Consider the following 13,578-nt stretch of genomic DNA (forward strand, 5'->3'; position numbering starts at 1 on the left):
GTGGGGTCGCATTTCGCGAACTATCGGGAGGCGTGGGAGGCGAACCGGTTGGTGGCGCGGGGGTTGATCCATCCGACGTTGTCGAGGGTGTATCCGTTGGAGGAGACGGGGCAGGCGGCGTTCGATGTGCATCGCAACGCGCATCAGGGGAAGGTCGGGGTGTTGTGTCTGGCGCCGGAGGAGGGGCTGGGTGTTCGTGACGAGCAGACCCGGGCTCGTCACCTGACGGCAATCAACCGCTTCCGCGGCGTGTAGGGCGGCGCCCATAATTGGCGCCAACAGGTGCAAATGGTGCGCTGACCCGCTTGGCGATCCGCAAGAAATGAGGATTCAGGTTGTCCTTGCGGCCGAATTTCTTACTTCTGGCACGAAACTGACGTGAATCGCGGGTCGGGGCTTGACGGGCCAGGTGCGGCGGCCCCTGCCCGGCGGCGCGGCGACACCCGGCCGCCACCGAGTCCGCGTCCGCGATTGCTATCGGACAAGATCAAGGGATTTTGGTCGTCATAACGACCAAAATCCCTTGATCTTCCCGGCCTCCAACCCCTTCCGCTCCCCATGGTCGCCGGGCGATAGCTGCTAGTGGTCACATCCCGCCAAAATCTGACTGGCCGCCGTCTGCTGCCCGCTCCCCACCGACCAGACGACCAGATCCTCAACCCTGACCCGAGAAACCGACGCGAGCCGTGGGTCGGGGCTTGATCGGCCAGGTGTGGCGGCCCTGTTCCTCCCTGCATCCGTGGAGGCCGGCGCAGTGGCCTGGCGACTCTTGCGCAGGGGTGGCGGCGGCTCCGGAAGCCCGAGGCTCGGGATTCCGCCACGGGCTCCAGCCCCCGCCCGACGAAGATCTGCGGTGGCGTTCGGGGTGTCCGTGGGCGGGTGCGGGCTGATAGCCTGCGGGTCGAGGAGGACTGTTCCGGTGTCAGCAGAAACAGCCCCATCTGCGCCGGGCGAGGGTCCACCTGTCAGGAACACGAGGCCCAGGGGCGCCGCGCCACGTGGGGGCACGAGTTCGTCCAGGGGCACTGCCTCTCGTGGCGCCGCTTCAGCCGGTGCTGCCGCGTCGTCCGGGAGCACGTCCGCCGGGGCCCGGCGGCCCGGCGCGCGTTCGGGGCGCCGTGAGGAACTGTTGTCCGCGGCCGCGCACCTGTTCGCCGAGCGCGGCTTCCGCGGGGTCGGGATCGAGCAGATCGGTGCGGCCGTCGGTATCAGCGGCCCGGGCATCTACCGGCACTTCCCCAGCAAGGACGCGATGCTGGTGGAGCTTCTGGTCGGTATCAGCCGGCATCTGCTCGACGGCGCGCACGCCGCCCGGGCGGCCGGCGGCAGCGGAGCCGACACCCTGGACCGTCTGGTCCGCGGGCACGTCGACTTCGCCCTCGACCACCCCGAGCTGATCGTCATCCACGACCGTGATCTGGGGAGCCTGCCGGGCGAGGCCGCCCGTGAGGTCCGCAGACTGCAGCGCGCCTACGCCGAGCAGTGGGTCGAGGTCCTGCGTGACGCCCGGCCCGAGCTGGACGCGCCGACCGCCCGGGCCCGCGCGCACGCGCTGTTCGGCCTGATCAACTCGACTCCGCACAGCGCGCACGACCTGGACAGGCTCCAGATGGCCGCGATGCTGCGCGCGATGGCGCTGGGCGCGGCCCGCAGCTGACACCCGCGTGGCGCGCGGACGCCGTGTCCCGGCGACAGATGGCGCGGTGACGCGCCAGGGGCGCGGAGATCTCGGTCACGCCGAACCAATGATCTGGGCATTTCGGAATTCCGGCAACGGGAATGGCGTTCTGGTTGCTGGGAGAGCCGGACTCATCGTCGGTGACGCCATTGCCGTATCGAAGTTGTTGCACGGCGAACCCGCCTTCTCTACGTTGCGTGGAGGGTGGCCGGTAGGTGCGGTGACGGAGCTCAGGGCGAGGACGCCAGGCCCGACCGCACTCCCGACGCCTCGCGGCGTCGCCGCTGGGAGGACCCCCGGGCGGCACCGATCGCGCGGCGAAACCCCGGCCCCGCCGGCGCGGATGGCCGTGCGGCGGGATATCGGTTGAATGGAGTGGACTGCATGACCCAGGGAAACGCGGCCGTACCGTTGGCTGTCGCAGTCGTCGGATCCGGCCCGTCCGGGTTCTACGCGGCGGCGTCGTTGCTGGAGCAGAACGACGTGCCGGTGCGGGTGGACATGTACGAGCGGCTGGCGACGCCCTGGGGCCTGGTGCGCTCCGGAGTCGCGCCGGACCACCCGAAGATCAAGGCGGTGTCCAGCGTGTACGCGGCGATCGCCGCGCACGAGAACTTCCGGTTCTTCGGCAATGTGGACATCGGCAAGGACGTCACCCGCGAGGAGCTGACCGAGCGCTATGACGCCGTCCTCTACGCGGTGGGCGCGCAGACCGACCGGCGGCTCGGAATTCCCGGTGAGGACCTGCCGGGCAGCGAGTCCGCGGTCGACTTCGTCGGCTGGTACAACGGGCACCCCGACTACGCGCACCTGAAGTTCGACCTCAGCGGTGAGCGCGGTGTCGTCATCGGAGCCGGCAACGTCGCACTCGACGTCGCCCGCATCCTGTGCTCGCCGCATGAGCGCCTCGCCCGCACCGACATCGCCGACCACGCGCTCGAGGCGCTGCGCCACTGCGGGCTCAAGGAGGTCATGGTCGTGGGGCGCCGGGGCGCGGCGCAGGCGGCCTTCACCACCGCCGAGCTCAAGGAGCTGCCCGAGTACACCGAGTCCGGCGTCGACATCGACCCGGCCGAGGTCGCCGAGCAGCCCGGTGAGGAGGCGCTGTCCCGCCTGGTCAAGCGCAACCTGACCGTGATGCGCGACTACGCGCACAACCCGCTGCCGGCCGGCGCGCGCCGGGTCGCCCTGCGGTTCCAGCGCACCCCGCTGGAGATCCGCGGCGACGGCCGCGTCGAGGAGATCGTCTTCGGCCTCAACGCGCTGAAGACCGACGAGGACGGCTGGGTCAGCGCCGTCGACACCGGCGAGCGCGAGACCGTCGCCACCAGCCTGGTCCTGCGCGCGGTCGGCTACAAGGGCCGGTCGATCCCAGGCCTGCCCTTCGACGACCGCCGCGGCGTGATCCCGAACGTCAACGGGCGGGTGGACGGCGTGGAGCGCGAGTACGTCGCCGGCTGGATCAAGCGCGGGCCGACGGGGATCATCGGCACCAACAAGAAGTGCGCGTCGGAGACGGTCGGGCGGCTGCTCGCCGACATCGTCGACGGCTCCGTCCGCCGCCACGACCGCACCGCCGCCACCGACCCGATCGCCGGGATCGAGACCTGGCTGCGCGGTCGGCAGCCGCACCTGGTCACCGAGGCCGGCTGGCGGCTGATCGACGCCGCCGAGCGCTCCTCCGGTGAGCCGACGGGCCGGCCGCGGGTCAAGCTCGTCCTCACCGAGGAGCTGCTGGACGTCGCTCTCGAGCGCCGCATCGCCTGACCTGGCTGATGCCAGCACAGCTGCTGCCCGCGGCGGCTGTGCTGGCCAGGCTGCCGGCCACCTCGGAGATGGTTGCGCTCAGTCGCGAGCGGGGTGGTGGACGCCCGATACGACGGCGAGCTGGAACCTGGTCTCGTCCTCGGTGTCGGGAGCGGCAGTGAGAACGACGATCTTTCGTTCCGCGTCGCCGTCGGTCAGGATGTCGCAGTCCACCGCGATCGGCCCTGCGGCCGGGTGATGAACGATCTTGTGGTCTTCCCGGTGCGCGTCGACCGCGCCACCAGCCCACAGCGTCGCGAAACGCTGGCTGCCCGTGGTGAGCTCCTGGATCAGCCCGGCCAGGCGGCCACTGCCCGGGAACCGGCCCGTGGCCCGGCGCAGGTCCGACACGACGGAGGCCTCGACGTCTCGTTGGCGCAGCGAGATGACCGGCCAGCCCGTGCCCCGGTCACGAAGGCTGCGTGGCCGTGCCCGGGGTCAGCGCAGCATCACGTCCAGCGGCGGACGGCGATGGCGATGGTGCGGAGGCGATGCGGCTCAGAAGCCGGCCGGCGACCCCCAGCAGGTCGGCCTCCGCCTCGGTGAGACCGGCCACGGTGGCCGCGAGCCAGGCGTCGCGCTCGGCCATGTCCCGCTCCATCTCCTCCCGCCCGGCGGGAGTGATCTCCAGCACCGACTCCCGCCTGTCCTGCTCCGAGCGGCGCCGGGTCAGCAGCCCGTCCCGTTCGAGGTCGGCGAACACCCTGGTCAGCGACTGCGGCTGCTGACCTTCCGCGGCGGCGACCTCGCCCGGGGTGGACGGGCCCTCCCGGTACAGATGCCCAAGAACCATGATCTTGTTCACGCTCAGTGCGCCGGCCGCGCGCTCGGCCCGCAGCCGACGGGTCAGCCGGGCGACCCCACGCCGCACGTCGGCTGCGATCTCGATCTCATGGCTCCCGATTTCGCCTCGCACAGTCGTACGCTATCACTTAGGAATCATGTCGAGTCTGCCTGGGTGAGCGTCCGAGGGTGGGCTCATGAAGCTGGGGGCGAATCACGCTTGCGGCAGAGAAGCGCTGCCTGATGTTCTACGTCCTACGTAATATTTGGCGTCGAGTCGGGGGAACGGAAGGCCTCGACCCGGGGCTGGTGGAGCTGCGTTCGGCCGTACTGTCCATGGCTGCCGTGCTGGCCGGCCTCGGCTGCGCCACGGCGCTGCGCGGGGCAGCGGGGCTGCACGCGCAGGCAGTGGTCGCCACGGTCGCTCTGACCGTACTGCTCTGGCGCGGGGAGCGGTCAGCCGCATCCCGCCACCGCCCGGTCGCGCTGCTCGTCGTGCCGCTGTTCGCGATGGGCGCCGGTGAGGTCGGCCGGCTGATGAGCACCGCGCCGCCGGTGGGCGACGCACTGTACGTCCTGATGACCGGTGTGGCGGTGTGGGTTCGCCGCTTCGGCCCGCTGGCCGCCCGCTTCGGTGCTCTCGTCCTGCCGACATCGCTGCTGGTTCTCATCGTCGCCGTGCCGGCGGGTCCGGGGGTTGACCCGCTCGGCTGGTTCGCGGCGACGGCCTTCATCGCGATCGCCGTGACCCACCTGTGCCTGCTCTTCGGCGAGGGCACCGGGGTCCTTCCACGCCGCGCTCGCGTCGCGGCCCGGCCGGCGGCGGGCGTCCCGCCGCATCGGCGCCCGCGGGTGCATGAGCGTGCTCGGGCGTACGGGCGTGGCCGGGCCGGCCGGCCGCGCGGGTGGCGGCTGGCGCCGACGACCCGGATGGCCGTCCAGCTCACCCTCGCGCTGGCGGCTGCGTTCGCGCTGGGCCGGCTGGTGTATCCGCAGCACTGGCCGTGGGTGGTGATCAGCACCTACATCGTGTGCAGCGGCACCAGGGCCCGCGGGGACGTCCTGCACAAGGCAGTCGCGCGGGTCGTCGGTGGGGCGGCGGGCACGGTGCTGGTCGCAGCCTGCGCGGGCCTGCTGCCGGCCGGGGGCACCGGGGCGTTGGTGGCGCTGTTCGTCGTGCTGGGCATCGCGACCTGGCTGCGCCCGCTGCACTACGCGCTGTGGGCCGCGGGGGTGACGGCGATGCTGGCGCTGCTGTACGACTACCAGGGCACCGGCGGCCCCGAGGAACTGGTGGAACGGCTCGGCGGCATCCTGCTCGGCGCCGCGCTGGCGGGGGTGGTCTCGTGGTTCGTCCTGCCGCTGCGGACCAGGGACGTCGTGCGGGTGCGCACCGCCCGGTCGCTGGCCGCCCTCGCCGGTGTGGTCGCGGCGGGCCGCTCCGCGCCGGAGCTGGTGCCGGAGCTGCTCACCCGGCGGCGGGACAGCTTCGAACGCACCCTGCGTGACCTGCTCGACGTCGCACCGCCCGTGGAGGCGCACCGTGCCCTCGGCAGGCTCGCCGACCGCATCCCCGCCCAGGCCGTCCACGACCTGGTCACCTGGCCCACCGGCGTCGAGGCTGGCGCTGATGCGGGCAGGCACCAGGCCCACGCCGCGGACACGATCGACGCACTGGTGCGCTGCCAGGCTCCGGTGCGGGCGCTCACGGAGCTGGGGTGCGCCCACCCCCAGGCGCTCGCGGACCCGGCCGTCCGCCGGGGCCTGGAACAACTGGAGCAACACGTCGCGGCGGCCTGCCGCTGACCCATATGCCGCCGCTGACCTGCCGCCGATCCGCCGCCGGCCGGGCGCCACCGCTGGCGCCGGCGGACGCACCGCGGACAGGCCGGTGCGAAAGGATCGCCCCATGGGCACCGAGGGCGCGGCGGGGGCACCGGCGGCGAGGCGGCCGTGGCCGGGGCGGTCACGGCGTGCGGCGGGAGCCGGCGCCGGCTCCGACGCCGTGGTGATCGGGGCGGGCGTGAACGGCCTGGTCGCGGCCAATCTGCTGGCGGACGCCGGCTGGGACGTCGTGGTGTGCGAGGCCCAGGCGGAGCCGGGCGGGGCCTGCCGCTCGTCGCGGCTGACCGCGCCCGGCATCGGCAGCGACGCCGGCATCGGCAGCGGCGCCGGCCCGTCGCCGGGAACCGACCTGTCTTTCACCACCGACCTGTTCAGCGCCTTCCACCCGTTCGCCGCCGCTTCGCCGGTGCTGCGCGGCCTCGCGCTGGGCGAGCACGGCCTGCGCTGGCGGCATGCCCCGACGGTGCTGGCCCATCCGCTGCCGGACGGCCGGTGCGCGCAGCTGTCGACCGACCTCGAGGAGACCTGTGCCTCGCTCGCCGACTTCGCCCCCGCCGACGCCGACGCCTGGCAGGAGCAGGTCGCGCTGTGGCGACAGGTCCGCGCGCCGCTGCTGGACGCCCTGCTCGCCACCCCGTTCCCGCCGGTGCGGGCGGGCGCCCGGCTGCTGCGCGCGCTGGGCGCCGCGGACGCGCTTCGGTTCGCCCGGTTCGGGGTGCTCCCGGTCCGCCGGTTCGCCGCCGAGGAGTTCGCCGGCGACGGAGCGGGCCTGCTGCTCGCCGGCTGCGCCCTGCACACCGACCTCGCCCCCGAGGCCGCCGGCTCGGCGCTGATCGGGTGGCTGCTGGCGATGCTCGGCCAGGACGTCGGCTTCCCGGTACCCGAGGGTGGCGCCGGGAACCTGACCGCGGCGCTCGTGCGCCGGCTGCGTGCCCGCGGTGGCGAACTGCGCACGGGGACGCCGGTCGCCGCGGTGACGGTCCGGGCCGGCCGGGCCGACGGCGTGCGGCTCGCGGACGGATCGGCGCTGCCGGCCCGGCACGCGGTGATCGCGGACGTCGACGCGGTCTCCCTCTACCGCCGCCTGGTCGCACCCGAGCACCTGCCGCCCCGACTGCTCGCCGACCTGGACCGCTTCCACTGGGACTCCGCGACGTTCAAGGTCAACTGGGCGTTGGCGGGCCCGATCCCGTGGTCGGATCCGCGGGTGGCGCGCGCGGGCACCGTCCACCTCGGCGGCACGATGGACGATCTGACGGTGCTGGCATCGGAGCTGGCGCGGGACCTGGTGCCGGCCCAGCCCTTCGTCGTCCTGGGCCAGATGACCACCGCCGATCCGAGCCGGTCGCCGGCGGGGACCGAGAGCGCCTGGGCCTACTTCCACCTTCCGCAGCGCCCGCGCGGGCACGCCGGCACCGCGGGCGCGCGTCTCCGAGCCACCGCAGCGGTCACCGGTCGCCCGGACGGACACGGCCGTCCGGACGAGCACGACGTCGCGGTGCTGCTCGAGCGGCTGGAGCGTCGGATCGAGGCATACGCACCCGGTTTCACAGCGCTGGTCCTGGGCCGGGACGTGCAGTCCCCGGCGCGCCTGGAGTCGATGGACCGGGTGCTGCACGGCGGCGCGCTCGGCGGCGGCACCGCCGCCCTGCACCAGCAGCTGGTGTTCCGGCCGGTGCCGGGGCTCGGCCGGCCGGAGACCCCGGTGCCCGGGCTCTATCTGGCGTCGATGTCGGCGCATCCCGGGGGCGGGGTGCACGGCGGCCCCGGGGCGATGGCCGCGCGGGTGGCGCTGGGCGCCGCCGGACCGACCGGTGCCGCCCGCCGGCGGGCGCTGGCCGCCACCCACCGGATGCTCTACTCGACGCCGGCCAGGTCGTCGATGCCGGCCGGGCCGGCGGAGCCCGGCTGATGCTCGGCGCCCGGCGGGCCGGGAGCGCTCGGATGGTCGGGAGCGCTCGGATGGTCGGGGGTTTTCGAATGACGGTCGGAGAAGGAGTCCTTCAGCGCCTCGGAAACGGTGCGTGCGACCCGTCCGAAGGCGGCGTCGTACCGGAGTGTCTCCGTGCGCGGATAGTCGAACGGAATCTCGACTTCGGCCACCAGCCGCCCGGACCGGGCGGAGAGCACTCCGACGCGGCGGGCCAGCGCGACGGCCTCGACGACCGAATGGGTGACGAAAAGCCCCGCGAAACCCTCGCGCAGATGCAGCCGCACCAGCTCGTCGCCGAGACGCTGGCGGGTTATCTCGTCCAGCGCGCCGAACGGTTCGTCCAGCAGGAACAGCGCGGGCCGGGCTGTCAGCGCGCGGGCGAGGGAGACCCGCATGCGCATGCCGCCGGAAAGAGCCCGTGGGCGATGGTGTTCATAGCCGCTCAGACCGGTGAGCGCGAGCGCGTCCGCGACCAGGCCGGCCCGCTGCGCGCGCGGAACGCCGTCGAGCTCGGCGAACAGGCCGACATTGCCGGCGACGGTCCGCCAGGGCAGCAGCGTCGGATCCTGGAAGATGAGGGCGGGGGAGCCCGGCCCGGCGCTGACCGTGCCGGAGGTCGGCGGTGTCAGCCCGGCGGCGATGCGCAGCAGGGTCGACTTGCCCGAGCCGGAGGCGCCGACCAGCGCCACGATGTCGTGGTCGCCGACGGTCAGGGAGAGGTCGCGCAGCACCTCGGATCCATCCGGGAAGGTCATGCCGACGTGCTCGAAGGCCAGCGCGGTGCCGGCGGGGGCGAGGCCGACCGCGGGCCGCCGGGATGCCCGCTGTGGGCCCGGCCGAAATCGCGGCCTCACGGGCGCCACCTCGCGGCTGCCGCGACCTGGAGAGAAAACATCGGCTCGACCTCACCCGACCTGTGCATTTGACGGAAAGCAGAAGAAGCGGTAAAGCCGCGGCGCGCCAAGTTTAGCGAGCCTTCTGACCCACCGAGCGTCGGGCTGTGCACCACCTGTGAAAAAATTGCCCAGGTATTGAACGTGGACGGTCCGTCGGGTCCGGTAACCAGGCGCCGGGAGCCCGTCGCACGGGGAGGGTCCACGACTAGGAGGACAGCGTGCTCGACGGCGAACCCATCGTGAACCGCATCATGTTGGGGGCCCGCCTGCGCCGCCTTCGTGAGGGAACCGGAATCACCCGGGAGAAGGCCGGTTACCAGATCCGTGCCTCCGACTCGAAGATCAGCCGCATGGAGCTCGGGCGGGTCGGTTTCAAGGAACGCGACGTGGCCGACCTGCTCACCCTGTACGGCGTGGTCGCCGAGGCCGACCGTGCCCCGATCCTCGCACTGGCCAGGGAGTCGAACCGGCCGGGCTGGTGGCGTGGCTTCGCCGACGTCGTGTCCCCCTGGGCGGAGCCCTACCTGGGGCTGGAGGCCGCCGCGGCTTTGATCCGGACCTACCACCTGCACCTGGTTCCCGACCTGTTGCAGACCGCGGACTACGCCCGTGCCGTCGTGCTCCAGACCAGCAGCCGGGGCTCGCTGACCGACGAGGCCGTCGACCGTGCCGTCGCGATGCGGATGGCCCGGCAGCGCCTGCTGACCAGGCCGGACCCGCCGAAGCTGTGGGCCGTCGTGGACGAGGCCGCGCTGCGCCCGCGGATCGGCTCCACCGCGGTCCTGCGGGCCCAGCTGGCGCATCTGGCCGAGCTGGCGGCGGCGCCGAACATCGTCATCCAGATCCTGCCCGCGGCCTACGGCGGGCACGTCTCGGCGGCCGGGGCCTTCACGATCCTGCGGTTCCTTGAACCCGAGGTGCCCGATGTGGTCCACCTCGAGCACCTGACCGGCGCCGCCCACCTCGACCGGCCCGAGGACGTCGACCGCTACGAGGAGCTGATGAACCGGATCGGTGTCGACAGCGTCACCCCGGAGCGCACCCCGGACCACCTCGCCCGGCTGAGCGCGCGCCTCGAGCGCTGAGCCCGGCCCGCCGCATGTACCGGCCTGCCGCCGAGCCTGTCCGCGGCGGTGTCGGTCTGCGGACAACGGGGCATCACGCAATGGCGTCAGGTGGGCCCGCTCCGTAAGCTTGGGGCGTTCTCGTCCGGACCCGGCGCCTGGAGGCTGCCTTGCCACGTCTACCGACCCGTACCGCGCTCACCGCCGCCCTCGCGGCGGCCGGGCTGACGCTGGTGGTGAGCGGCTGCGGCGCCGAGGACAACCAGGCCGCCGCGGCGACCTCCACCGCCTCCGCGACGCCCACGCCGGCTGCCTCCGGGTCGGCGCAGGCCACCCGTGGCGGGGCCGCCGCCGGGTCCGTCGACGTCGTTCTGTACAACGTCACCGGGGCGGATGTGGGCACGGTGACCCTCACCCCCGTCGACGGCGCCGTCCGGGTCGAAGGCCGGTTCCACGGCCTCACCCCGGGGGGCTACCACGGGTTCCACATCCACCAGAAGCCGGTCTGTGAGCCCAAGGCCGCCGACGGGGCGTTCAGCACCGCGGGCCCCCACTTCAACCCGGGCGGTACGCATCACGGTGAGCATGCCGGCGACCTGCCGCCGTTGCTGGTGGACAAGGACGGCTCCGCCGAGATCCTCACCCAGAGCGACCGGTTCACCCTCGACGACCTGCGCAGGGGTGGGGTCGCGCTGATCGTGCACGCCCAGCCGGACAACCTCGCTCACATACCGGACCGGTACCAGGCCAGCGGAGCCCCGTCCCCCGGCCCGGACGAGAAGACCAACGCGACCGGTGACGCCGGTGACCGCATCGCCTGTGGCGTGCTCGCGAAGTCCTGACGCCGTCGGTGTGGCGATCCTGCGGTGGTCCTTGGTCTCCCCGCCGGCCGGACCAAGGCAGGGTGATCTCCGCCCGCCCTCGGTGACACCGTGAGGTACGACACCGAGGGTGGGGAGGATCTCAATGTGGAGCCGTCCGATCGTGTCCAACGTCGTGACGTTGGACGTCAACGCCACCTACCTGACCGACGCCGGGAAGCGGGTTCCCGCGCTGGTCTCGCTGGGCTTCGATCCGCTGGACCCGGTCGCGATCACCGTGCGGGCCCAGGTCGACGAGCCGCGCCTGGCCATGGCGACCTTCGCCCGGGCGCTGTTCGTCGTCGACGACGACCGGTGGGCCGGCCCGGCAGGACCGGCCGGCCTGGCCGGCCGCGACGAACCCGACGGACCGGTCGGCCTGGCTGGGCCCGATGAGCCGTCCGTCGCGGACGGGGCACGCGTCGAGCCGGTCGTGCGCGGCGGGCGACGCCTGTTGTCGGTGTCGGTGCCCTGCCCCGGTGGGAGGGCCGCGCTCGAGATGTCGGCGACCCGGGTGAGTGCCTTCATCCAACGGACCTACACCCTGGTTCCCGTGGCGGCTGAGGCCGCCATGATCGACCTTGATCTCGATCTGGGGCTGGCCGCGCTCGGCTGCGGCTGACCCGACCAGGCCCGACTGACCCGACTGGGCCGCCGGTCGGTCGGTCGGCCGGCGCGGTCCGGCGGCGCGATCAGTCGATGACGAGGATCTCGCCGAGCGGGCGCCGTGGGGTCAGCGTGGAGGCGGCGGCATCGCGGCGGGGATAGCCCACCCGCAGGATCATCTGGATGTGCCCGGCGATGCTCAGCATCCGTTCGATGACCGAGCGGTAGCCGTCGCTGTCCACCGGCTGCCCCAGTGGCGAGGCCGCGGCACCGGCGGCGGTGACGGTGAGCAGGACCCGGGCCAGCGCCTGGCCGGCACGCAGCCGGTCCTCGGTCTGGTCCGCGTCCGTGCCGAGCACGATGACCGTCGGGTTCTCGGTGGGTGGCGGCCCGCCCGCCGTTCCCGCCGCGTCCGCGGTACCCGTTGTGTCGAAGTCGCGCAGGGGGAAGTCACTGGCACGGAAGGGATGGTGGGTGGCGGCGACGTCCGTGGGCACGCCGTCGCCCGCCGGGCCGTCGGCGCGTCGCCACGTGGCCAGCTCGGCGCGGTAGGCGGGGTCGGTCTGCTCGGCCCAGTCCGCCCGCGCGGCCACCACCGCGGCGCCGAGCCGCTGGTCGGAGTGGGCCAGTGGCATGAGCCACGCGCCCTCCGCCTCGGCGGCGCGGCGCAGCTGCTCCAGCAGGACCGGCTCGAGGGGCTGGTCGGCGAACGGCCGGCGGTCGGTGTGGCGCGCGCCGGCGGCGGAGAACAGCAGCCGGTCGGCGTCCGTAGGCGCATGCCGCCCGCGGACGTCCAGCGTGGCGAGCACCAGGTCGTCGCGCAGCGCCGGCTCCGGGCCGGGCCGGCCGGCGGAACCGGGCAACAGCTCCACCTCCGGTTCCAGCCCGAGCACCCGACAGGCCAGGCGCGCGTGCAGCAGGGCCGCGCCGCAGCTCACCACCAGCTGACGCCCGTCCGGGTCCAGGACCGGCAGGCGCCGTCCGACGTCGGGCGCCAGGGCCAGCCGGCCGGCGGCCAGGCGCCAGCGCCACGGCTGGGTGTTGTGGATGGACGGAGCGAGCGAGGCCGTTGTCACGACCTCCACGGCCACCTCGCGGCCGATTCCCGCGGTCCCCGACTCCATGATCGCCCGCCTCCCCTCGCCGCCCGGTGGCACGAACCGAGCGCGCCGTCCGCGGCGCGGACAACATCCACCGTAATCGGCACCAGGCCGGGTGAAGGGGTACAGACAGGACAATCGTGCCTGTGTGGATGGGCCGAGCGTCGACGTTTCCGTCACGTCCGACCGGGCCACGACGCCCGGCCCGGTCGCGGCGCGAAGCGGCCGTGGCCGCCCGCCGACGCGGAACACCAGTTCCGCCGGCACGGCCGCACGTCGCGCCGGGAACCGGGACGGCCCGCCCCCGCCGCGGGGCACAGGTCCCGCCCGCCGCGGTCGAGGTGACATGGGCGAAGGGCCCGCGGCGCCCGTATGGTCGCGGTCATGGAGAAGATCCGGGTGTTCGTTCTCGATGACCACGAGATCGTGCGGAATGGTCTGCGTCAGACGCTCGCCCGGCATGACGATATCGAGGTCGTCGGTGAGGCCGGGCTGGCGGCGGAGGCGCTGCGGCGTATTCCGGCGTTGCATCCGCATGTGGCGGTGCTGGACGGGCGGTTGCCTGATGGCAGTGGCATCGATGTGTGTCGGGAGATCCGGTCGGCGTTGCCGGGGGTGGCGTGTCTGATTCTGACGTCGTATGACGATGACGAGGCGCTGTTCTCCGCGATCATGGCTGGTGCGGCGGGGTATGTGCTGAAGGAGATCCGGGGCAACGATCTGGTGGGTGCGATCCGGACGGTGGCGTCGGGTCAGTCGTTGCTGGCTCCGTCGGTGACGCGTCGGGTGTTGGAGCGGCTGCGGGACGGGCCGCATGAGGATCCGGCGATGGCGACGCTGAACCAGCGGGAGCGGGAGATCCTGCAGCTGATCGCGGACGGGTTGACGAACCGGCAGATCGGCACCCGGCTGGGGCTGTCGGAGAAGACCGTGAAGAACTACGTGTCGAGCATTCTGGAGAAGCTGGGCCTGGCCAGCCGCACGCAGGCGGCGGTCTACCTGATGAA

General features: G+C 73.1%; 12 protein-coding genes and 1 pseudogene. 9 read left to right on the forward strand and 4 right to left on the reverse strand.

The genetic code is table 11. The features are described from left to right. From AWX74_RS38250 to AWX74_RS38265, 3 genes and pseudogenes are all read left to right on the forward strand, one after another. A pseudogene (locus AWX74_RS38250) lies at window positions 1–255 on the forward strand (crotonyl-CoA carboxylase/reductase); the annotation flags it as partial. Between the two features lie 874 nt (window positions 256–1,129). Beyond that, window positions 1,130–1,657 (forward strand): TetR/AcrR family transcriptional regulator, encoded by a 528-nt coding sequence (locus AWX74_RS38260; RefSeq protein WP_091287254.1) that lies wholly within the window; start codon window positions 1,130–1,132, stop codon window positions 1,655–1,657. Between the two features lie 405 nt (window positions 1,658–2,062). Continuing rightward, on the forward strand, window positions 2,063–3,445 hold the full coding sequence (locus AWX74_RS38265; protein ID WP_091287282.1) for an FAD-dependent oxidoreductase: 1,383 nt from the start codon (window positions 2,063–2,065) through the stop codon (window positions 3,443–3,445). A 78-nt stretch (window positions 3,446–3,523) separates the two neighbouring features. Here the strand turns inward: AWX74_RS38265 and AWX74_RS38270 are convergent, their stop codons facing one another. Both AWX74_RS38270 and AWX74_RS38275 read right to left on the reverse strand, forming a co-directional pair. Beyond that, complete coding sequence (locus AWX74_RS38270) at window positions 3,524–3,871, reverse strand: MmyB family transcriptional regulator (RefSeq protein WP_165615974.1); 348 nt, start codon at window positions 3,869–3,871, stop codon at window positions 3,524–3,526. A 22-nt stretch (window positions 3,872–3,893) separates the two neighbouring features. Continuing rightward, window positions 3,894–4,400, reverse strand: a complete 507-nt coding sequence (locus AWX74_RS38275; protein ID WP_242666612.1) for a MarR family winged helix-turn-helix transcriptional regulator — start codon at window positions 4,398–4,400, stop codon at window positions 3,894–3,896. A gap of 110 nt (window positions 4,401–4,510) precedes the next feature. On the opposite strand from AWX74_RS38275, the gene AWX74_RS38280 reads away from it, so the two are divergent. Together AWX74_RS38280 and AWX74_RS38285 are read left to right on the forward strand one after the other, a co-directional pair. After that, on the forward strand, window positions 4,511–6,073 hold the full coding sequence (locus AWX74_RS38280; RefSeq protein ID WP_091287259.1) for an FUSC family protein: 1,563 nt from the start codon (window positions 4,511–4,513) through the stop codon (window positions 6,071–6,073). Window positions 6,074–6,176: 103 nt separating this feature from the next. Beyond that, window positions 6,177–8,024: a phytoene desaturase family protein gene (locus AWX74_RS38285; protein WP_091287262.1), complete on the forward strand. Its 1,848-nt coding sequence runs from the start codon at window positions 6,177–6,179 to the stop codon at window positions 8,022–8,024. Here AWX74_RS38285 and AWX74_RS38290 read toward each other — a convergent pair. Further along, on the reverse strand, window positions 7,970–8,899 hold the full coding sequence (locus tag AWX74_RS38290) for an ABC transporter ATP-binding protein (protein WP_091287266.1): 930 nt from the start codon (window positions 8,897–8,899) through the stop codon (window positions 7,970–7,972). The two genes, AWX74_RS38285 and AWX74_RS38290, sit on opposite strands and share 55 nt — an antisense overlap. A 260-nt stretch (window positions 8,900–9,159) precedes the next feature. Here AWX74_RS38290 and AWX74_RS38295 point away from each other — a divergent pair, with 260 nt between their 5' ends. From AWX74_RS38295 to AWX74_RS38305, 3 genes are all read left to right on the forward strand, one after another. Next, entirely contained in the window at window positions 9,160–10,026 is an 867-nt protein-coding gene (locus AWX74_RS38295; protein ID WP_091287269.1) for a helix-turn-helix domain-containing protein, read from the forward strand. Window positions 10,027–10,175: 149 nt separating this feature from the next. Continuing rightward, a complete protein-coding gene (locus AWX74_RS38300) occupies window positions 10,176–10,847 on the forward strand; it encodes a superoxide dismutase family protein (protein ID WP_091287272.1) in 672 nt (223 codons plus the stop codon). A 142-nt stretch (window positions 10,848–10,989) separates the two neighbouring features. Next, entirely contained in the window at window positions 10,990–11,487 is a 498-nt protein-coding gene (locus AWX74_RS38305; RefSeq protein ID WP_242666613.1) for an SsgA family sporulation/cell division regulator, read from the forward strand. Window positions 11,488–11,557: 70 nt separating this feature from the next. Here the strand turns inward: AWX74_RS38305 and AWX74_RS38310 are convergent, their stop codons facing one another. Next, window positions 11,558–12,595 carry an Acg family FMN-binding oxidoreductase gene (locus tag AWX74_RS38310; protein WP_091287279.1) on the reverse strand — a complete coding sequence of 346 codons (1,038 nt, stop codon included), beginning with the start codon at window positions 12,593–12,595 and terminating at the stop codon, window positions 11,558–11,560. Between the two features lie 360 nt (window positions 12,596–12,955). Between AWX74_RS38310 and AWX74_RS38315 the strand changes: the two genes are divergently transcribed. Continuing rightward, window positions 12,956–13,578 (forward strand): response regulator (locus AWX74_RS38315; protein ID WP_207550474.1); only part of this gene is annotated, 623 nt, incomplete at its 3' end.

Origin of the sequence: Parafrankia irregularis, assembly GCF_001536285.1 — a bacterium.
In the GTDB taxonomy this organism is placed as follows: Bacteria; Actinomycetota; Actinomycetes; order Frankiales; family Frankiaceae; genus Parafrankia; species Parafrankia irregularis.

Bases quoted from the DNA above. Each gene is read 5' to 3' on its own strand.
- AWX74_RS38285 (WP_091287262.1), top strand. From the start codon at position 6,177: ATGGGCACCGAGGGCGCGGCGGGGGCACCGGCGGCGAGGCGGCCGTGG.
- AWX74_RS38280 (WP_091287259.1), top strand. From the start codon at position 4,511: ATGTTCTACGTCCTACGTAATATTTGGCGTCGAGTCGGGGGAACGGAA.
- AWX74_RS38310 (WP_091287279.1), bottom strand. From the start codon at position 12,595: ATGGAGTCGGGGACCGCGGGAATCGGCCGCGAGGTGGCCGTGGAGGTC.
- AWX74_RS38265 (WP_091287282.1), top strand. From the start codon at position 2,063: ATGACCCAGGGAAACGCGGCCGTACCGTTGGCTGTCGCAGTCGTCGGA.